This is a genomic window from Streptomyces sp. NPDC002754 (assembly GCF_053592315.1).
Map to the genome: position 1 here is coordinate 74,413 of NZ_JBSFVM010000013.1, position 18,524 is coordinate 92,936.

General features: G+C 70.7%; 18 protein-coding genes and 1 tRNA gene. 10 read left to right on the forward strand and 9 right to left on the reverse strand.

All coding sequences use genetic code 11. The features are described 5' to 3' along the window. From ACWD2L_RS24750 to ACWD2L_RS24765, 4 genes are all read right to left on the reverse strand, one after another. Entirely contained in the window at positions 1–1,080 is a 1,080-nt protein-coding gene (locus tag ACWD2L_RS24750; protein WP_351332050.1) for an acyl-CoA dehydrogenase family protein, read from the reverse strand. Between the two features lies 1 nt (position 1,081). Further along, the gene (locus ACWD2L_RS24755) at positions 1,082–2,020 is read right to left on the reverse strand and encodes a bifunctional MaoC family dehydratase N-terminal/OB-fold nucleic acid binding domain-containing protein (protein WP_351332280.1); all 939 of its coding nucleotides are present in this window, start codon (positions 2,018–2,020) and stop codon (positions 1,082–1,084) included. 26 nt (positions 2,021–2,046) lie between these two features. Continuing rightward, entirely contained in the window at positions 2,047–3,246 is a 1,200-nt protein-coding gene (locus tag ACWD2L_RS24760) for an acyl-CoA dehydrogenase family protein (protein WP_351332053.1), read from the reverse strand. A gap of 187 nt (positions 3,247–3,433) precedes the next feature. Continuing rightward, positions 3,434–3,739, reverse strand: a complete 306-nt coding sequence (locus ACWD2L_RS24765) for a hypothetical protein (protein WP_351332056.1) — start codon at positions 3,737–3,739, stop codon at positions 3,434–3,436. Positions 3,740–4,111: 372 nt separating this feature from the next. Here ACWD2L_RS24765 and ACWD2L_RS24770 point away from each other — a divergent pair, with 372 nt between their 5' ends. After that, positions 4,112–5,005: a bifunctional DNA primase/polymerase gene (locus tag ACWD2L_RS24770; RefSeq protein WP_351332059.1), complete on the forward strand. Its 894-nt coding sequence runs from the start codon at positions 4,112–4,114 to the stop codon at positions 5,003–5,005. A gap of 97 nt (positions 5,006–5,102) precedes the next feature. Here ACWD2L_RS24770 and ACWD2L_RS24775 read toward each other — a convergent pair. Both ACWD2L_RS24775 and ACWD2L_RS24780 read right to left on the reverse strand, forming a co-directional pair. Continuing rightward, positions 5,103–5,187: transfer RNA gene (locus tag ACWD2L_RS24775), tRNA-Ser, on the reverse strand. A gap of 69 nt (positions 5,188–5,256) precedes the next feature. Next, positions 5,257–6,705 (reverse strand): S1C family serine protease, encoded by a 1,449-nt coding sequence (locus tag ACWD2L_RS24780; protein WP_351332061.1) that lies wholly within the window; start codon positions 6,703–6,705, stop codon positions 5,257–5,259. 272 nt (positions 6,706–6,977) lie between these two features. On the opposite strand from ACWD2L_RS24780, the gene ACWD2L_RS24785 reads away from it, so the two are divergent. From ACWD2L_RS24785 to ACWD2L_RS24795, 3 genes are all read left to right on the forward strand, one after another. Then, positions 6,978–7,790 (forward strand): glycerophosphodiester phosphodiesterase, encoded by an 813-nt coding sequence (locus tag ACWD2L_RS24785; RefSeq protein ID WP_351332064.1) that lies wholly within the window; start codon positions 6,978–6,980, stop codon positions 7,788–7,790. A 72-nt stretch (positions 7,791–7,862) separates the two neighbouring features. Continuing rightward, positions 7,863–8,501, forward strand: coding sequence for an ATP-binding protein (locus tag ACWD2L_RS24790; RefSeq protein ID WP_351332065.1), 639 nt, complete (start codon positions 7,863–7,865; stop codon positions 8,499–8,501). Between the two features lie 102 nt (positions 8,502–8,603). Next, positions 8,604–9,590: a DUF5926 family protein gene (locus ACWD2L_RS24795; RefSeq protein WP_351332067.1), complete on the forward strand. Its 987-nt coding sequence runs from the start codon at positions 8,604–8,606 to the stop codon at positions 9,588–9,590. Between the two features lie 256 nt (positions 9,591–9,846). Here ACWD2L_RS24795 and ACWD2L_RS24800 read toward each other — a convergent pair whose 3' ends face one another. Beyond that, positions 9,847–10,512, reverse strand: a complete 666-nt coding sequence (locus tag ACWD2L_RS24800) for a hypothetical protein (RefSeq protein ID WP_351332069.1) — start codon at positions 10,510–10,512, stop codon at positions 9,847–9,849. A 56-nt stretch (positions 10,513–10,568) separates the two neighbouring features. After that, positions 10,569–11,264 (reverse strand): bifunctional DNA primase/polymerase, encoded by a 696-nt coding sequence (locus ACWD2L_RS24805; RefSeq protein WP_351332072.1) that lies wholly within the window; start codon positions 11,262–11,264, stop codon positions 10,569–10,571. A gap of 533 nt (positions 11,265–11,797) precedes the next feature. Between ACWD2L_RS24805 and ACWD2L_RS24810 the strand changes: the two genes are divergently transcribed. Continuing rightward, a complete protein-coding gene (locus ACWD2L_RS24810) occupies positions 11,798–13,306 on the forward strand; it encodes a PP2C family protein-serine/threonine phosphatase (RefSeq protein WP_351332075.1) in 1,509 nt (502 codons plus the stop codon). 125 nt (positions 13,307–13,431) lie between these two features. Continuing rightward, the gene (locus ACWD2L_RS24815) at positions 13,432–14,922 is read left to right on the forward strand and encodes an aminopeptidase P family protein (protein WP_351332078.1); all 1,491 of its coding nucleotides are present in this window, start codon (positions 13,432–13,434) and stop codon (positions 14,920–14,922) included. 51 nt (positions 14,923–14,973) lie between these two features. On the opposite strand, the gene ACWD2L_RS24820 is transcribed toward ACWD2L_RS24815, so the two are convergent. Then, positions 14,974–15,432 (reverse strand): ATP-binding protein, encoded by a 459-nt coding sequence (locus ACWD2L_RS24820; RefSeq protein WP_351332081.1) that lies wholly within the window; start codon positions 15,430–15,432, stop codon positions 14,974–14,976. 191 nt (positions 15,433–15,623) lie between these two features. Between ACWD2L_RS24820 and ACWD2L_RS24825 the strand changes: the two genes are divergently transcribed. From ACWD2L_RS24825 to ACWD2L_RS24840, 4 genes are all read left to right on the forward strand, one after another. Next, a complete protein-coding gene (locus tag ACWD2L_RS24825) occupies positions 15,624–16,406 on the forward strand; it encodes a hypothetical protein (protein ID WP_351332084.1) in 783 nt (260 codons plus the stop codon). A gap of 154 nt (positions 16,407–16,560) precedes the next feature. Beyond that, on the forward strand, positions 16,561–17,301 hold the full coding sequence (locus tag ACWD2L_RS24830; protein WP_351332086.1) for a YcnI family copper-binding membrane protein: 741 nt from the start codon (positions 16,561–16,563) through the stop codon (positions 17,299–17,301). Positions 17,302–17,379: 78 nt separating this feature from the next. Further along, a complete protein-coding gene (locus ACWD2L_RS24835; protein ID WP_351332088.1) occupies positions 17,380–18,063 on the forward strand; it encodes an SCO family protein in 684 nt (227 codons plus the stop codon). Next, positions 18,060–18,524: a copper chaperone PCu(A)C gene (locus ACWD2L_RS24840; protein ID WP_351332091.1), complete on the forward strand. Its 465-nt coding sequence runs from the start codon at positions 18,060–18,062 to the stop codon at positions 18,522–18,524. Before ACWD2L_RS24835 ends, ACWD2L_RS24840 begins: the two co-directional genes overlap by 4 nt.

Here is an 18,524-nt window from a genome sequence, read left to right on the forward strand (position 1 = left end):
TCATGCGGCCTCCCCTCCGTCGGCCGCGCCCGCTCCCGACGCGATCACTTCGCCCAGCTCCTCCAGGAGTTCGGCGCCGCACCCCAGATATCCGTCCAGCTGCCGGCCCCACAGGAAGTGCCGGTGCACCGGGTGGTCCAGGTCGGCGCCCATGCCGCCGTGCAGATGCTGGCCCGTGTGCACGACCCGCTTGCCGGCCTCCGAAGCCCACCAGGCCGCGGTCAGCGCGTGGCTCTCGTGGTCGAGCCCGGCGTCGCGCCGCCAGGCCGCCTCGTACGCGGTGACCCGAATCGCCTCGGTGTCCATGTACGCCTCCGCTGCGCGGAGTTGGACGCCCTGCTTGGCGGCGAGCGGCCTGCCGAACTGCTCCCGCTCGTTCGTGTAGTCCACGGCTCGGGCCAGCGATCCCGCACAGACCCCGGCCTGCAGCCCGGCGAAGGCGGTCCGCGCGGCCGCGAGCACGTCCCCGTAGGCCCCTGGTCCGCCGATCCGCTCGGCCTGCGCGCCGTCGAGCACGAGCCGCCCTGCGGACCAGGGCGCGGTCAGCTCGACCGGCTCGCGCCCGGCCTCCTCCGCCCGGACCGTCCACAGGCTGTGGACATCTTTTTCTCTTTCGCCCCGCACCGCCACCAGTACGTGCGTCGCGTCCCGCAGCCACGGCACCCACGGCACGACCCCGCTCAGCCGCGCCCGCCCCTCCGGCAGGGCGTCCACCACGATCCCACCGCGCGCGGGAAACGCCCCCGCAGCCACGGCCGAACCGTCCCGCAGACCCGGCAGCAGCCGCTCCCGCTGATCGTCCGTACCGTGCGCCGCCACCGCCAGCAGGCCGTACACACAGCTCCCGGCGAACGGCACCTGCGCCGTCGTCCTGCCCTGCTCCTCCAGCATCAGGACGAGCCCGAGCAGCCCGGTCTCCTCCACCGCGCCCACGAGGCCCGCCGCTCCCAGCTCCTTCCAGAGCTCGCCGTCCGTACTGCCGCCGAGGCCCGCGAGCCGCTCCGGTGTGGACAGATCCCCGAAGATCCGCGCGGCGAGGTCCCGCGCCGCCTCCTGCTCCGGAGTAGGGGTGAAGTCCATGTCAGACCTCCCCGCCCTGGCCGGCGTCGACGACCCGGAAGACGGGCAGCTCCAACTCGTCGTCCGCAGCGAGGAATTCGAGCCGTACGGGCATCCCGATCCGCACCTTCTCGCTCGGCACCCCCACGACATTGCTCACCATGCGCACGCCCTCCGCCAGCTCGATGAGCCCGACCGCGTAGGGCGGGTCGAAGGCGGGGAAGGGTGGGTGGTGCATGACCACGTAGCTGTAGACGGTGCCCTCGCCGCTCGCCTCGACGGTGTCCCACTCCTGCCCGCCGCACGTGTTGCACCCCGGCAGCCAGGGGAACCGCAGCGTCCCGCACGCGCGGCACCGCTGAATGAGCAGCCGGTGGCCGGCGACGCCCTCCCAGAAGCCCGCGTTGTCCCGGTTGACGACGGGCCTCGGCCGCCGGGGCCTGTCCTTCTTCGCGGCCCCGTCGCCCGAACTCCGCTTGGCGGGCGTGTACTTCAGGATGCGGAACCGGTGCGTCCCGGCGAGCTCCTTGCCCACCCGGACGTTCATCCGCGTCGTAATGAAGTGCCCCGTGCCCAGCTTCGTCGTCTTCAGCGGCGAGACCGACTCGATCACCGAGTCGTACGTGATCGCGTCTCCGGGCCGCAGCGGCCGCAGATACTCCTGCTCGCAGTCGGTAGCGACGACCGACGTGTACCCCGCGCCGTCGAGCAACGCGAACAGCTCGTCGTGGGCCGGCGAGCGCCCCTCGTAGCTGGTCAGACCCGCCATCGTCCAGGCCTGCAGCATGGTCGGCGGCGCGATCGCTTCCGGCCCCTTGTAGGCGGGGTTCGTGTCGCCCATGGCCTCGCACCAGTGCCGGATCATCGGCGCGTTCACCGGGTCCAGGCCCTCGGCCTCGGTCGCCGCCGCCCGCCCCTCGAAGGTCTTCAGCTTCTCGTACGCCAAGGGCTCGTGCTCCATGAACTCCTGCCCCGCAACTCCCGCGCTCACCGCTTCCCCCTCCGCATACCGAGCCGCATCGTCGCCACGATCTCGCGCTGCACCTCACTCACCCCGCCACCGAAGGTGTTGATCTGCGCCGCGCGGTTCATCCGCTCCAACCCACCGTCACCCACGCCCGCTTCACCGCCCCCCGTATCACCGAACGCTCCGGGCGAACCGGTCCGCACCCACCCGGCGTCGCCCGCGATCTGCTGACATATTCGATACGTCTCGACCGCCGATTCCGTTCCCGCGAACTTCACGCCGCTGGCGTCTCCGGGGGCCAGTCGACCCGCCCCGACATCCCCCACCAAACGCCAGTTGAGCAGGCGCGTTGCCGCCAGCCGGGCATGCGCTTCGGCCAGTTGAGATCGGATCCAGGGCGCGTCAACACGGCGCTCGCCGGTCACCGGATCGGGGATCCGGGCGGCCTCGGCCACCCGCTCGTAGAAGTCCTCGGCCTGCATCCCGATCGCGGCGAGGGCGACCCGCTCGTGATTGAGCTGGTTCGTGATCAGTCCCCAGCCCGCGTTCTCCTCGCCGACGAGATTCGAACCGGGGACCCGGATCCCGTCGTAATACGTGGCCGTCGTGGTCAGTCCGCCGACGGTGTCGATCGGGGTCCACGAGAAGCCGGGTGCGTCGGTCGGCACGAGGATGATCGAGATCCCCTTGTGCTTGGGCGCCTCGGGATCGGTCCGGCAGGCGAGCCAGATCCAGTCGGCGTTCTGCGCGTTCGACGTGAACACCTTCTGCCCGTCGATCGCCCAGTCGCCACTCGCTTCGTCGCGCACCGCGCGCGTGCGCAGGGACGCGAGGTCCGTGCCCGCCGACGGTTCGCTGTAGCCGATCGCGAAGACCAGGTCGCCCTTGAGGATCCGGGGCAGGAAGTAGGCCTTCTGCTCCTCGGTCCCGTACTTCATGAGCGTCGGGCCCACCGTGTTGAGCGTGACCATGGAGACCGGCGCGCCGGCCCGGTACGCCTCGTCGAAGAACACGAACTGCTCGTCCGCGCCGCGCCCCTGCCCGCCGTACTCCACGGGCCAGCCGAGGCCCAGGAGGCCCTCGTCACCGATGCGGCGCAGCAGTCGGCGCTGGCCAACAGGGTCGTCGGCCGCCGGTGGGCCGTCCGGCATCAACGTACGGAATCTCTTTCGCAGTTGGGCGCGCAGCTCGCGCTGGCGCTCGGTGGGGGCGAGGTGCACGGCGGCTGCCCTCCAGGACTGGCCTCGTACCGACAAGGGTTTCTGACTGTCCGTCAGATACCGATGGGTGTCAAGAGATCAACACGCCGCCACTTCGGCACACACGCCTGCGCGGCGGCGCCGAAGCACCGCCGCGCAGACTGTCACGCACCCCACGAATGACCCCCGCCGCGCAGGAGCCGGCGGATCACCAGAGCTCGGTGAAGTTCACGTTGACGTTCGACTGGTCGATCGCCGTGAACCCGGATCCGTTCACCTGAGCCTCGTTGTTCTGGTTCGAGGCGCCGTTGCCGACGGCCTGCTGCTGCGTGGTGGACGAGTTGCCGAAGTTGTCGTCGCCGACACCGCTGCCGCTGACCGTCGCCACCCCCGCGTTCGATCCGCTGTCCGCGAAGGAGCCGTTGTCTGCCATCGCCACTCCGGAGAAGAGTGCTGCCGCAAGGGGCAGAGCTGCGACGGCGGCGATGACGCGGGCGGTACGGATGGAAGCCATGATCTTTTCCTCCAGGACAGGAAGTACGCTCCGGGCGCTCGGACAGGGTCCGGCCACCCGTTAAGTACGGGATGTACCAAGGCAGTTGGCCGACCGCCTCGGCGATGTTCACGACGTCGCGAGATCAGAATTGCCCACCGGAACCCCGGCGAACCACCCCGGAAGCCGCTATTCGCTCGCAAGCGTGAGGACATGTCGATAAACCCCCTTCACACCCGGAAAACCCCAGCTCAGGCCGGAGCGTGCCACCTCGGGACCAGTCCGGCCCAGGCGGCCCTACCGGCGAAGCGTTTCAGCACATTTTTGGTAAATGCTTCCCTCGGATGACCGCCCCCACTTCCCTTCTTCGAACGTGTGTACGAAAATGAGGGCATGGCCACCACGGACCGGCACCCGCCCCACTGCCCACCACACCCGTCTCTCGCGACCCTGGCCCTCGCGCACGCCCTGTCCGCCGCCGAACGCGGGCTCGCCGTCATCCCCCTGGCCAGGACCAAGCTCCCGGCGCTGCCCTCGCCGCACCGCAGCGACCCGCCCTCGGCCCCGCGCTGCCACGGCGAATGCGGCCTTCCGGGGCACGGCGTGTACGACGCCTCGACCGATCCCCGCCGCATCCGCGCGCTCTTCGCGGCCGCCCCCAGGGCGACCGGCTACGGCATCGCCTGCGGCCTGGCCCCGCACCACCTCATCGGCGTCGACCTGGACACCAAGTCCGGTACAGATGCCTCCGCTTCCCTGCGTGAGCTGGCCTTACGGCATCTGTTCACGATCCCCGACACGGTGGTCGTGGCCACACCGAGCGGCGGCCGGCACCTGTGGCTCTCCGGGCCGCCGGACACCGTGGTGCCCAATTCCGCGAGCCGCCTCGCCCCCGGCATCGACATCCGGGGCGCCGGCGGCTACCTCGTGGGGCCCGGCTCCCGCACCGAGCACGGCGTCTACGGCACGGTCCCGGGCACCGGCCACCTGCCGCCCGCACCCTGCCCACCGGCGCTTCTGCGCCTGCTCACGCCCCCGCCGCGCGCGCACCACCCCATGACGGGGCGTCCCGGTCAACACGGTCTGGGCCTCGTCCAGTTCGTTCTCAGCGCCCACGAGGGCCAGCGCAACACCCGCCTCTTCTGGGCGGCCTGCCGCGCGTACGAGAACGGCGTCGGCGACACCCTCTCCGACGCCCTGACCGACGCGGCGGTGCGCACCGGCCTGACGGAACGCGAGGCCCGCTCCACGATCGCCTCGGCAGAACGCCTCACGGCGGATCCCTAGGGCCTGCCGAAAGGGTCGGCCAACCAAGGACGAGAGCCCTACCGAACGCGAGCGAGCCCCCGACCCTGATCCCGGGTCGGGGGCTCGCTCAACTGCGCGGTGGGTGTGGGATTTGAACCCACGGAGGCTCTCGCCTCGACGGTTTTCAAGACCGTTCCCTTAGGCCGCTCGGGCAACCCACCCCGCGCTTCGACGGTCTTGAAAACCGTCGAGGCGCGGGACAAGCGTAGCGGGTCGGTTCGCGGGCCCGGTCAGCTGTCGCCCTTGCGCTCGCCCAGGGTCACGTCGGCCGTGTGCTCTTTGCCATCGCGCGTGTAGGTGAGCTTCACGGAGTCGCCCGGCTTGTGCTGCCAGATCTGGCCGATCAGGGTCGGTCCCGAGTCGATGGGCTGGTCGTCGAGCTTCGTGATGACGTCGCCGGGCTTGAGACCCGCCTTGTCCGCCGGGCCGTTCGACGTGACGGCCGCGGAGCCACCCGCGCCCTGCTGGGTGATCTTCGCGCCGCCGGTGCCCTCCTCCAGGGAGACGGAGGCCCCGATCACCGGGTAGACCGGCTGCCCGGTCTTGATGAGCTGCTGGGCGACCATGTTGGCCTGGTTGATCGGGATGGCGAAGCCGAGACCGATCGAGCCGGACTGGCCCGAACCGCCGCCCATGCCGCCGCTGGAGGCGGACTGGATGGCGGAGTTGATGCCGATCACGTTGCCGTTGCCATCGAGCAGGGGGCCGCCGGAGTTGCCCGGGTTGATCGACGCGTCGGTCTGCAGGGCGCTCATGTACGAGGCCTTGCTGGTGCCGGAGCCGTCGCTGGAGGCCACCGGGCGGTCCTTGGCGGAGACGATGCCCGTGGTCACCGTGTTCGACAGGCCGAAGGGCGCGCCGATCGCGATGGTCGAATCGCCGACAGCGACCTTGTCGGAGTTGCCGAGGGTGAGCGGCTTCAGGTTGTCCGGCGCGTTCTTGAGCTTGATGACCGCGACGTCGTAGCCCTGCGCCTTGCCGACCACTTCGGCGTCGTACTTCTTGCCGTTCGAGAACGTCGCCGACAGCTTGCCGCCGTCCGCGGCCTCCGCCACCACGTGGTTGTTGGTGAGGATGTGGCCCTGCTTGTCGTACACGAAGCCCGTGCCGGTGCCGCCCTCGCCGTTGTTGCCCTCGGCCTCGATGGTGACCGTGCTGGGCAGCGCCTTGGCGGCGATGCCCGCGACAGTGCCCTTGTCGCGCTTGAGGTCGGCCGGGTTGGAGGCAGAGACGGTGGTCGAGCCGGTGTCCGAGCCGTCACCCCGCTCGGCCGCCCAGTAGCCCACGCCGCCGCCGACCGCGCCCGCGACCAGTGCCGCCGCGATGATCCCGGCGACCAGGCCACCGCGCCGGCCGCCCGGCTTGGGGGGCGGCGGCTGGTAGGAGGCGCCCCAGCCTCCTCCGCCGCCACCCGACCCGTAGGAGGGCGTGGCGGGCGGCGGGGGCGGCCAGTCGCCGCCATGGGCCGGTCCTGCCGCGCCCGGCGCGGCTCCCCCGAAGGGCGCCGCGGACGCGGCGGGCGCTCCGGGCCCGCCGTGACCAGCGGGCCTCGGATCCTGGCTCGCAGGGTCGGCCCCGGCCCCCTGGGGAGCGGGCGCGGGAGCAGCGGGAGCGTCCACCGGCACGGGAGGTGCGGACGGGGCCGGGGGAACCTCAGTGCCCTCGTTCTCGGTGCTCACAGCTTTCTCTCCTCGATCCACGGCTGTCGTCGCCGGTCCATCCTGGCTGGCTGCTCAAGGCAGGCGACTTCCACTTGTGCCGTCGCCGTCCCGGCATGGCCCTGTCATGGGCCACGTGTCCTGTTGTACGTCGTCAGCCTTTCCCACGGGACGTCAGGCCACCGTAAGGCGATCCTGTGCGTCCCCCGCCATCCTTTACGTCCGGCAAAACGGACGCATCCGCTGGGCCGAACTTTTCCGGGTCGCCTGCCGCGCGATGGCACCATGACGCGGTGACCCTCGCACCACAGCAACGCATTCAGGTCGTCGCCCACCGCGGTGCCTCTCAGGACGCCCCCGAGCACACATTGGCCGCCTACAAGAAGGCCATCGAGGACGGCGCGGACGCCCTCGAATGCGATGTGCGGCTGACGGCCGACGGACATCTCGTATGCGTGCACGACCGTCGCGTCAACCGTACGTCGAACGGCCGTGGGGCCGTCTCCACACTGGAGCTCTCGGAGCTCACCGCCCTGGACTTCGGCTCCTGGAAGGGCCACGACGAGGTCCCCGACTGGACGGGCAGCGCGTCCGACACCTCCGCCACCTCCGTGCTGACACTGGAACGTCTTCTGGAGTTGGTCACCGACGCGGGGCGCCGGGTGGAGCTGGCGATCGAGACCAAGCACCCCACACGGTGGGCGGGGCAGGTGGAGGAGCGGCTGCTGCTCCTGCTCAAGCGGTTCGGCCTGGACGCTCCGGCCGCGGGCGAGCCCTCGCGCGTGCGCGTGATGAGCTTTTCCGCGCGCTCCCTGTCGCGTGTCCAGGAGGCCTCTCCGACGCTGCCGACGGTCTACCTGATGCAGTTCGTCTCGCCCCGCCACCGCGAAGGGCGCCTCCCCAAGGGCGTGCACATCGCGGCCCCCAGCATCCGGATCGTGCGCAATCACCCCGCGTACGTCGAAAAACTCGCGCGCGCGGGTCACCAGATCCATGTGTGGACGGTGGACGAGCCCGAGGACGTCGACCTCTGCGCGAGCCTGGACGTCGACGCGATCATCACCAACCGCCCGGCTTCGGTGCTGCGCCGACTCGGCAGGGGCTGAATCCGGCCACCTTTCCCCAACGCCGTCACAGGGTGTGCACCGGCGCGTTCGGACCGTATTCGATCGTCACGAGTGCGTCACCGGAAGCGGGATGGCCGGTTTCCGGTCCAGTCCATTGGGGCATTCACACCGTGGCGTGGGGCAAAGGAGGTCTCGGGGGTGGCGTTGGTGGTGGCACAGGAGGTGCCCGCGTCGTCGAGCATGGCCGTACCCCATGGCCCTGCGGGCGTGGGCGCGGCAAGGCGTCGTATGCGTGATCAGCTGCGCATCAGTGGCGTACCGGAAACGGTCATCGACGATGCGGTTCTCATCCTTTCCGAACTTCTCAGCAATGCGTGCCGGCACGGCCGGCCGCTCGGCGACGATCTGGCCGGCGACGGTGACGTACGCGCCGCATGGCGGGTCGACGACCGTGGCTGTCTCGCGGTCGAGGTGACGGACGGCGGCGGGCCCACCCGCCCGATTCCGGCCACTCCCTCGATCACGGCACACGGCGGCCGCGGGCTCAACATCATCACGGCGCTCGCCGACGACTGGGGCGTACGCGACGGCATGCGCGGCGAGGTCACCGTCTGGGTGACCGTCCACAAGGACGTCCACGCGGAGGCCATGGTCGAGCGCCGGGACGACTTCGCCTCGCGGGTGGCCGCGCCGCCCGTGGCGGACCTGGCCGACCTGGGCTTCCCGGACGCCTTCGACGACCTGGGCTGAAAGCCGCTCGGGCGCGGCCAGTTGGGCGCATCCCCCTCTTGTCGGTACGAGCGGCTAGGCTCGCGCCGTACGTACGAGAGCCGTATCCGGGAGACACCCAAGATGGCCAAGAAGCGCCCGCAGACCAAGGGCAAGCAGCACGTCACCGATGGTGCCCGCGCCGGAGGCGCCGAGGGGGACTTCCCGGTCGTCGGCGCCCGCGAACCCTGCCCCTGCGGCAGCGGTCGCCGCTACAAGGCGTGCCACGGCCGGGTGGCCGCGCACGCCGCGACCGAGCTGGTGCAGCGCCCCTTCGAGGGCCTGCCCGGCGAGGAGGACTGGGTCGCGCTGCGCGAGCTGGTGCCCGCCGCGACGGCCGGGCTGACCCTGAAGGACGGCCTCCCCGAGGGCGTCCCCTCGGTGACCCTCGCCACCGTGCTGCCCATGGCCTGGCCGGCCCTGCGCCGCGACGACGGCTCGGTCCTGCTCGGCCTGCAGAACGACACGCCTTCCGGGGACATCAGCCGCGACCTGGCCGACACGCTGCTGCGCGCGCTGGCCGCGGAGCCGGGCAACCCGGTGCAGACCCGCCGCGCACCGGCCGACGGGCCGCGCCTCCAGGACGTACTCGCCCCGGAGGGCGGTTTCGAGCCCATCGTCCACACGGGTTTCGAATTCTGGGTGCCGGACTCGGAGAACGCGACGGGTGAGGTCGCCGCCTCCCTGGAGCGGGCCAACGCCGCGGCGATCCCCACGGTGAAGCTCTCCGGCGTGGACAGCGCCTACTGGTGCGAGACGCCGGAGAAGAACCACCTCCGGTGGGTCATGCCGCACGCGGAGGAGAAGCTGCTCGACGCGCTGGCGCGGCTGCACGCGGCGGGCACGTCGTCGCTCGGCGACGGCACCCGTCTGGTGGGCTCCTTCAGGGCGCACGGCCTGACCGTTCCGGTCTGGGACCTGCCCAGCTCGATGCAGGCACAGGACGTCGAGAAGCCGGCCGCCGAGTTCGCCGAGCGACTGGCCGACGCACTGGCCACGGACGCACCGCTGACCCCGGACGAGCGACGGGCACGCGGGGGACTCACCAATCGACAGGTGACGCTCAGCTGAGTCACAGCTTCAGATGGGGCGGGCTGACCGACCAGTCAGCCCATCGGAACGGGGACACCCGATGGACCCGCTTCACCGAACCGCAAGGTGAGCCGGGTCACAACTCCCGGTAGTTGCAGGTAAATCCATGTCCGAATAGAAGAGATCGAATTTGCTAACCGGCGATCTCTTGTTACCGTTCAAGTAGCCCGGTTGCTGGTGCATCCCCCGTCGCCAGCAACCGGGCGCTTCCATGTGCACTCGGTGCCCGCCGGTCTCAACCCCCGTGCGACGGCGCCGAGTTGCTTCCGGAACGCAGCAGCAGCGGGCCTTCCCCGCCCCTCGCGTACTCCGCCACCGCCGTGTACTCGTCCGGCTCTCCCCGCGTACGTCCCCGTGGTGTCTCGCACATCCCCGGCTCGTCCTCCGCACCCACGGAACAATGCAGCTGCACCGTGCGTCCGCCGGGCGCCATCAGGGTCAGTACGGCCGTCAGACCCGCCCCCGTCGCGTTGCGGTAATAGGTACGCGCCCACGTGTCGCGTCCCTGGACGAGCACGCAGGTCTGCGCCTCGATGCCGTCCGGGGCGGACAGTTGGGGGCCGCAGTGGGCCTCGGTGGACAGGCCGAGACCGGTCAGCAGGGAGGGCTTGCCGGTCTCCTGCTCAGCCGGTGTGCCGCCACCGCTGCCGGTCGCCTTGCCGTCCCCGTTGTCGTTCGCCTTGGCGGCATCCGCATCGGTCGCGTGGGCTTCGGTGGCCGCCTGCCGCGTGGGCCCGTCGTCCACCGGCCCCGCGGACGCGCCCGCCAGCGGCAGCGCCGCTGTGAGGACCACCACGGCGAGCAGACCGAAGAGCCGGAGTCGCGCGTGCGGTCGCTCCCGCTCGGTCGCGTCCAGGAACTGCTCGTCCGGGAGCTGGGGGAGGCGTGGCGCGGCAGGCATGCGCCGAAGATATCGGCGCACACCTGGCTCACCGGCCCGCCGCGCGCCGGATTCCGCTACAACTCGGGCGCGCTCACACCCGTACGGGTGAGGGCGTCGACCAACGTGCCGACCACGGCTTCCACATCCGGCGTCCACGGGGCCGCCGAACCGGGGAGCGGCGCGCGCTCCCAACGCACCTGCCCCGCGCCCGAGATCGACGGCGGCAGGGCGAGATATCCGCCCTCACCGTGGAACCGCAGCGAGCCGGGCACGAAGTCCTGCGCGTACAGGAGTTCGCCGAGCTGCTCCATCGAGTACGGCGCCACGAGGATCGCGATCCGCTCCGGCGTCGCGATCACCGGGCCGAGCCGGACGTCCCTGCGGTCGAGCGCCGCGAGTGCGCGGGCGCCCGCGACGGCGGGGAGGCTCACGACACAGGGCGCGTGCCCCCCTGAGACCGCGGAAGGGGCACCAGTGGCGAGCACGATCGGAGCGTCGGGACGGTTGGTCCACCACCAACGGACCATGCGCTCATCGGTCGTCGCCGCGAGCAGCCCCGGGTCGAAGGGGTGCGCGCCCGGCACCGTGCACTCCGGGTCGGGGCAGGCGCAGCGGACGCCGTCACGACGGCCTCCCGCTTCGAGCCCTATGCCCGGCAGGACCGGCCACTGCCACGCTGTCGCGAACGTGAGGGCCGCGCTGAGCAGGTCAGACTTCCCGTTGTCACGCCTGGACAGGAGCCTGCGTCGCCTTCCGAGGATCTCGCGCATGAGCGCTCGTTCCTTTCCGTAGACCGAAGAGAACGCTATGGGCCACATCACACCATGTGTCGATCAGTCACTGCGTGTACGTGTTGCAGCGCCGCACCTCAGCCCGAACCGCCGGCCTGAAGCAGGGGTAACCCCTATAGTCCGAGCGCCTGCTGTGTGCTTGAAAAGCCTGGCGTGGGGTGGCGGCGCCTGGCGTTTGCCGTCCCGCGTATTTCTCGCCGCCTCCGCCACGGGAGGATGGGACACGGTCGCCGATGGTTATGACGCCCGGTTCCGTCACCAGGTTCCGGGCGGATCCCAACTGCCCCTGGTCTTCACCGACTACGTACCCATCGCGGCCGCTATGACGCTCTGTCGACCACAGCTGAACAATGCCAGTCGACCGCAATAAGCGCTTCCCCCAGGCGGTTTTTGGCCATCTTCGAACGATCGGTATCGGCTTGGGATCAAGGTCGGATCACATATGAGAACCGAGATCGTTTTACTGCCGATACCGCTTGACCACGGCAGACACCGGTAATCCCGACGGGACAATGCTGGACATCCCCCAACGAGTCCGTGTACATGTGGAGGCATTGCCGGCGGCGCAGAATGACATGGGGGTTTGCGATGCTGATGAGCAATATGCACCGGTCGGAAAGCCGGAAGCCATGACAACCCCACGCCTGCCGAAAGTGGCTGGAATCGATTCCTCTCCTGGACAGGTTCCCTCTCCCGCCCCCAGCGTCGCGCCCGCTCCCCCCGTGTCGCAGGTCACTCCCTCCGCCGTGGCACCCGGAGCCGTGATCCAGGACCGGCTCGCGGGCTGGGTCTCCGATCTCACGACGCTGCACGAACTCACGGAACGGCTGGCCCGCACGGCCGCACTCGAGGACGCACTGCACGAACTGCTGCGCGCCGGAGCCGCCTTGGTGGGCGCCCGGCGCGGACTTGTCATCCTGGAACCGGGCGACGGGCGCGGCCCCGACACCACCATCGGCCTCGGCCTGTCCCGGCCCGACCTCGGGCACATCGAGACCGTGCCGCGCGGCGCGACCTCGTACGGGCGGATCCTCGACGGGCTGTCCGCCGACCCCGAGGCACGCGCCGACCTGCTCGCCGAGGACGGGCTCGACCCGCGCCACCGCGAGGTCGCCGCGCGCCTGGGCTACGCCGCGAGTTACACGATGCCGCTCGCCACCGAAGCGGCCGGCCGGCTCGGCGCCGCGGTCTGGCTCTACGACGAGCCGGCCGAGCCCGTCGAGCGCCAGCGCCACCTCATCGGCCTGTACGCGCGCTACGCCACCGAACACGTCGCCCGCCTCCTGGAACTGGAGCGCACACGCGCGTGGTCACGCACCGTCGCCGACGAGCTGCTGCCACCGCGCCTGCCCCGGGTCGCCGGGGTGCAGCTCGCCGCCCGGCACCGCACGGGACCGCGCGGCGGCGGCGACTGGTACGACGCGCTGCCGCTGCCCGAGGGGGCGCTCGGGCTCGCGGTCGGTTCCGTCAGCGGCTCCGGCGCGAGCGCGGTCGCGGCGATGGGCCGGCTGCGCGCCTCTCTGCGGGCGTACGCGGTCATGGAGGGGGAGGACCCGGTGGCGGTCCTGTCCGACCTGGAGCTTCTGTTGCGCCTGACCGAGCCGGCGCGCAGCGCGACCGCCCTGTTCGCGTACTGCGAGCCCGCGCAACGCAAGATCGTCCTCGCCGGGGCCGGGCACAGCCCGCCCCTGGTGATCGGCGAACGGCGCACCGAGTACGCCGAGACGACGCTGTCCGCGCCCCTCGGGATGCTCGCCTGCTGGGAGGCGCCGAGCGTGGAGATCACCCCGGCGCCGGGCGAGACCGTGCTGCTCTACACGGACGGCCTTCTGCGCCGCACCGGCGATCCCATGGACCGCGCGTTCGCCAGGCTGCACGCGGCTGCCGCCAGCGTGCCCAAGGCCGTCCGTGACGACCCCGGGGCGATCGCCGACCACGTGCTGCGGTCGATGCTCCCGGACGGCCTCGACACGGCCGAGAGCGAGGAGGACGTGGTCCTGCTCGCGGCCCGCTTCGAGTGACCTCAGGGACGCTGTGTGTAACGGGCCCTCCGGCCCTGGACCCCCTTCCGTACGCTCGTACGATGGAGGGGGTCCACTGCCGTATCCAGGGCATTTCACCGGACCTGCCGCGTCAAGGAGGAACCGTGTCGGAGGAGCTCAACCCGGGCTGTGTTGAAGATGCCGCTACCGCGGCGGGGCCGGAGGCCGCCGAGGCCGAGGAGCCCATCAAGCAGCGCAAGAACGGCCTCTACCCGGGCGTGTCCGACGAGCTCGCCGAGAACATGAAGTCCGGCTGGGCCGACACCGAGCTGCACGACCTGCAGCCGTGTCCGCAGGCCACCGAGACCGCCGCCCGCCGCGCCGCCCTGTCCGCCCGTTTCCCGGGCGAGCGTCTCGTGGTGCCCGCGGGCAACCTCAAGACCCGCTCGAACGACACGGAGTACGCCTTCCGCGCCTCCGTCGAGTACGCGTACCTGACGGGCAACCAGACGGAGGACGGCGTCCTCGTCATGGAGCCCAAGGCCGGGGGCCACGACGCCACGCTCTACCTGCTGCCGCGCTCCAACCGCGAGAACGGCGAGTTCTGGCTCGACGGCCAGGGCGAGCTGTGGGTGGGCCGCCGCCACTCCCTGACCGAGGCCGAGAAGCGCTACGGCATCCCCGCCTCCGACGTGCGCGAGCTGACCGACAAGCTGGCCGAGGCCACCGGCCCGGTGCGCGTCGTGCGCGGCTACGACGCCGGCGTCGAGGCCGCCCTGACCGACAAGGTCACCGCCGAGCGCGACGACGAGCTGAAGGTCTTCCTCTCCGAGGCGCGCGTCGTGAAGGACGCGTTTGAAATCGGCGAGCTGCAGAAGGCGGTCGATTCGACCGTGCGCGGCTTCGAGGACGTCGTGAAGGTGCTCGACAAGGCCGAGGCCACCTCCGAGCGCTACATCGAGGGCACGTTCTTCCTTCGCGCGCGCGTGGAGGGCAACGACATCGGCTACGGCTCCATCTGCGCCGCGGGCCCGCACGCCTGCACGCTGCACTGGGTCCGCAACGACGGCGCGGTCCGCTCCGGCGACCTGCTGCTGCTCGACGCCGGCGTGGAGACGCACACGTACTACACCGCCGACGTCACGCGTACGCTGCCGATCAACGGCACGTACAGCGAGCTCCAGCGCAAGATCTACGACGCCGTGTACGAGGCCCAGGAAGCCGGTATCGCGGCCGTCAAGCCGGGCGGCAAGTTCCGGGACTTCCACGACGCCTCACAGCGTGTGCTCGCCACGAAGCTCGTCGAGTGGGGCCTGGTCGAGGGCCCGGTCGAGCGCGTCCTGGAGCTGGGCCTGCAGCGCCGCTGGACCCTGCACGGCACCGGTCACATGCTCGGCATGGACGTCCACGACTGCGCGGTCGCGCGGACCGAGTCGTACGTGAACGGCACGCTGGAGCCCGGCACGGTGCTCACGGTCGAGCCCGGTCTGTACTTCCAGGCCGACGACCTGACCGTGCCGGAGGAGTACCGCGGCATCGGTGTCCGTATCGAGGACGACATCCTCGTCACCGAGGACGGCAACAAGAACCTGTCGGCCGGGCTGCCCCGCAAGGCCGACGAGGTCGAGGCGTGGATGGCTCGCCTGAAGGGCTGACACCTCGCATGAAGGAGAGGCCGCGCCTACGTAGGCGCGGCCTCTTCGCGTTCACACCGCCATCAGCGGCGCGTCCTCCCGCCACTTGAGGATCTTGTCGAAGCTGACCACGGCGCCGCCCCTGCCGGGTCTGTTCACGAAGTGCACGTGGTCGGCGAGTTCCTGGATCAGGCACAGGCCGCGGCCGTGCTCCGCGTAGTCGGGCGCCGGGCGGACGGACACCGCCGCGTGGCCACCCGCGGCGGCGAAACCGGGGCCGGTGTCGGCCACTTCGATGCGGCACATCTCGCCGTCCAGGTACGCGGTGACCCGGAACGCGTCCGTCGCCTCGCTCGTCGCCGCCCCACCGTGCTCCACGGCGTTCGCACACGCCTCGCTGAGCGCGACCGACAGATCGTAGGAGACATCGGGGTCGACGCCCGCGGTCTCCATGGTGCCCATGAGGAGGCGCCGGGCGAGCGGCACGCTCGCGGCATCGCGCCGTAGATGGAGGGACCACCAGATGCTCATGCTCCCGCCTCCCGGCCGCGACTCGACATACCGATACGTATTGCCGCCACCGGCCCGGCGCAATCGTGCAGTTGACGTGATGACGCCCATACGGCCGATGCGCATACGGGGGTCGGCCGTGTACGGGAGATTTGGGACCTTGCGGACCTGCTGTATGGAGCGTGTGAAGCCAGTGCGATGATGAGGCCGCCATGACTGCCCCCCACGAGCGCCAGGCGCGCAGCGCGGCCGATCTCCGGCTGCTCAGGGCCGCGGTGTTCGCCGCGGTCTGCGTCACGCTGTCCGCGGCGGGGCACGTCCTCGGTTCGACGGCCACCGTCCCGCTGTGGACGCTGTCGCTCGGCTTCCTCGCCGTCTTCTGTGTGGCCCTGCCCCTGGCGGGACGCGAGCGGTCGCTGCCGGGCATCGCCGCCACGCTGGGCGCCGGACAGATCGCGCTGCACAGCCTCTTCGGCCTCGGTCAGCAGCACACCATGACCATGACGGCCGGGACGAGCGAACCTTCAGCGGTCGAGCGGGCCGCGCGGCTCATGTGCGGGGCGGGCGCGTCGACACTCAGCCCGGCGCAGGCCGAGCGGATCCTCGACAACGCGCGCGTGCCCTCCGGCGACGCACACCACATGGCGGGCACGGCCGGCTCGGCGATGTCGCTGCTGCCGTCCCTGCCGATGCTCCTCGGACACCTGCTCGCCGCGGCCGGCGCGGGCTGGCTGCTGCGCCACGGCGACCTCGCCCTGAGCCGCATCGTGCGGCTCTCCGCGTACGCCGTCATGGACGTGGCGCCCATCCGTTCGCTGCGGGCCGTCCTGCGCCTCGTACGCCTCCTCCAGGCCGGGTTCCGGGATGCGCCCGTCCCGGCGCCCGCCGTGCGTGCCGGGTTCGCCGAACCACCGGCCCTGCGGGCAGCGGTACTTCAGCACTCGGTGAGCCGGCGCGGGCCACCCGCGACCGACACGTTCCTTCTCGCTGCCTGAACGGCACGCGTACTCCACCGCGTACTGCGGGGGTGAGCCGTGCCGTGGGCACGCGCGCGTACCCGCTCTTTCACCGCATACGTAGTGCGGTGTTTCGCGGTCGCGCCCCTCTCACCTGTCGCTGGATCCCGCTGAACGTGGAGTTCTCCCTGTCATGAAGAAGATGTCCCGCGCCGCTCTCGTCGGCGCCGCCGCCGTCTCCTCCGTCGTCCTCGTGTCCGCCCCCGCCTTCGCGCACGTGAGCGTGCAGCCGGAGGGCGAGGCCGCCAAGGGCGACTACGCCGTCGTCGACTTCAAGGTTCCCAACGAGCGCGACGACGCCGCGACCACCAAGGTCGAGGTCAACTTCCCGACCGAGCACCCGCTCGCCTCGGTTATGCCCGAGCCCGTGCCCGGCTGGAAGGCCGACGTCACCAAGAAGAAGCTCGACAAGCCGATGGAGATGCACGGCGAGAAGATCACCGAGGCCGTCTCCAAGGTCACCTGGACCGCGACCGGTTCCGGTAAGGACAAGGGCGTGCAGCCCGGCTACTTCCAGAAGTTCCCGGTGTCCGTCGGTCAGCTGCCGACCGACACCGACCAGCTCGTCTTCAAGGCGCTCCAGACGTACGACAACAAGGAGGTCGTGCGCTGGATCGAGCCGCAGCAGAAGGGCCAGGAGGAGCCGGAGTTCCCGGCCCCCGCCCTTGAGCTCTCGGCCGCATCGGACGACGGGCACGGTGCCTCGGGCGCCTCCGACGACGGCGCCAAGAAGGAGACCGCCGCCGCGAGCACGGACTCCGGCGGTTCCGGCAGCGACACCACCGCCCGCACGCTCGGCATCGTCGGCATCGTCGTCGGCGCCGCCGGTGTGGCGTTCGGCGTCATGGCGGGCCGTCGGCGTACCAACAGCTGAGCCACCCTCGGCGGGTGCCGGGGTCGCGGTGGGCGACCCCGGCACCCGCCGGCCACCTCACATCTGGGACATTTTTCTATGCGCAACCCCCGCAAGAACACGAATTTCAACAGGAAGAGCCTGCTGGCCGCGGTCGGGCTCGTCACCGTCGCGACCTTCGCCCTGTCCGCCTGCGGCAGCGGCGACGACAGCGGCAAGCCCGTCGCCGAGGTGTCCTCGGACAGCGGTGCGAAGAAGGCCGCGACGGTCCTCGACAAGCCGTTCAAGAAGCCGGATCTCGTCCTCACCGACACCCACGGCAAGAAGTTCGACCTGCGCGAGCAGACCAAGAACAAGCCGACGCTGATCTACTTCGGCTACACGCACTGCCCCGACGTCTGCCCGCTGACGATGAGCAACATCGCCGTCGCCAAGAAGTCGCTGCCCAAGGCCGAGCAGGACAAGCTCCAGGTCGTCTTCGTCACCACCGACCCGGACCGCGACACCCCGTCCGTCCTCGGCAAGTGGCTCAAGGCGCAGGACAAGGACTTCATCGGCCTCACCGGCGACTTCGCCACCATCCAGGGCAGCGCCCGCACGCTCGGCATCTCCATCGAACCGACGCAGAAGGACAAGAACGGCAAGGTCGTGTCGATGCACGGCACGCAGGTCATCGCCTTCTCGCCGAAGAACGACGCCGGATACGTGCTGTACGGCGAGGACGCCACCGTCGACGACTACTCCAAGGACCTCCCCAAGATCGTCAAGGGGGAGAAGCCGTGAGGCGCACGCCCCTCGCCCTCGGCGCCCTCACGCTCGCGGCGGGGCTCGCCCTGACCGCCTGCGGATCCGGCTCCGAGGCCGCCGACAAGCCCGACGTGAAGGTCGAGGGCGCGTTCATTCCCGAACCGGCCTCAGGCGACATGGCGGCCGGGTTCTTCACCGTGCACAACAAGGGCGCCGCCGACACCCTCACGTCCGTGAGCAGCGGCATCTCCCAGAAGGTCACCCTGCACAGCACCAAGGGCGGTGTGATGAAGGAACAGAAGTCCTTCGCCGTGCCCGCGAACGGCGAGCTCGACTTCGAACGCGGCGGCAACCACCTCATGTTCGAGAACCTGAAGCGCAAGCCCGCCGAGGGCGACAAGGTGTCGGTGCAGCTGCACTTCGCCAAGTCCGGGACCGTCACGGTCTCCTTCCCGGTGAAGGTCGCCACCTACAACCCGTCGCACGCTTCGCACTGA

Coding starts and splice junctions, on each gene's coding strand:
- ACWD2L_RS24750 (WP_351332050.1), bottom strand. CDS start 1,080: ATGGACTTCACCCCTACTCCGGAGCAGGAGGCGGCGCGGGACCTCGCC.
- ACWD2L_RS24755 (WP_351332280.1), bottom strand. CDS start 2,020: ATGGAGCACGAGCCCTTGGCGTACGAGAAGCTGAAGACCTTCGAGGGG.
- ACWD2L_RS24765 (WP_351332056.1), bottom strand. CDS start 3,739: ATGGCTTCCATCCGTACCGCCCGCGTCATCGCCGCCGTCGCAGCTCTG.
- ACWD2L_RS24770 (WP_351332059.1), top strand. CDS start 4,112: ATGGCCACCACGGACCGGCACCCGCCCCACTGCCCACCACACCCGTCT.
- ACWD2L_RS24795 (WP_351332067.1), top strand. CDS start 8,604: ATGGCCAAGAAGCGCCCGCAGACCAAGGGCAAGCAGCACGTCACCGAT.
- ACWD2L_RS24800 (WP_351332069.1), bottom strand. CDS start 10,512: ATGCCTGCCGCGCCACGCCTCCCCCAGCTCCCGGACGAGCAGTTCCTG.
- ACWD2L_RS24805 (WP_351332072.1), bottom strand. CDS start 11,264: ATGCGCGAGATCCTCGGAAGGCGACGCAGGCTCCTGTCCAGGCGTGAC.
- ACWD2L_RS24810 (WP_351332075.1), top strand. CDS start 11,798: ATGCTGGACATCCCCCAACGAGTCCGTGTACATGTGGAGGCATTGCCG.
- ACWD2L_RS24820 (WP_351332081.1), bottom strand. CDS start 15,432: ATGAGCATCTGGTGGTCCCTCCATCTACGGCGCGATGCCGCGAGCGTG.
- ACWD2L_RS24825 (WP_351332084.1), top strand. CDS start 15,624: ATGACTGCCCCCCACGAGCGCCAGGCGCGCAGCGCGGCCGATCTCCGG.
- ACWD2L_RS24830 (WP_351332086.1), top strand. CDS start 16,561: ATGAAGAAGATGTCCCGCGCCGCTCTCGTCGGCGCCGCCGCCGTCTCC.
- ACWD2L_RS24835 (WP_351332088.1), top strand. CDS start 17,380: ATGCGCAACCCCCGCAAGAACACGAATTTCAACAGGAAGAGCCTGCTG.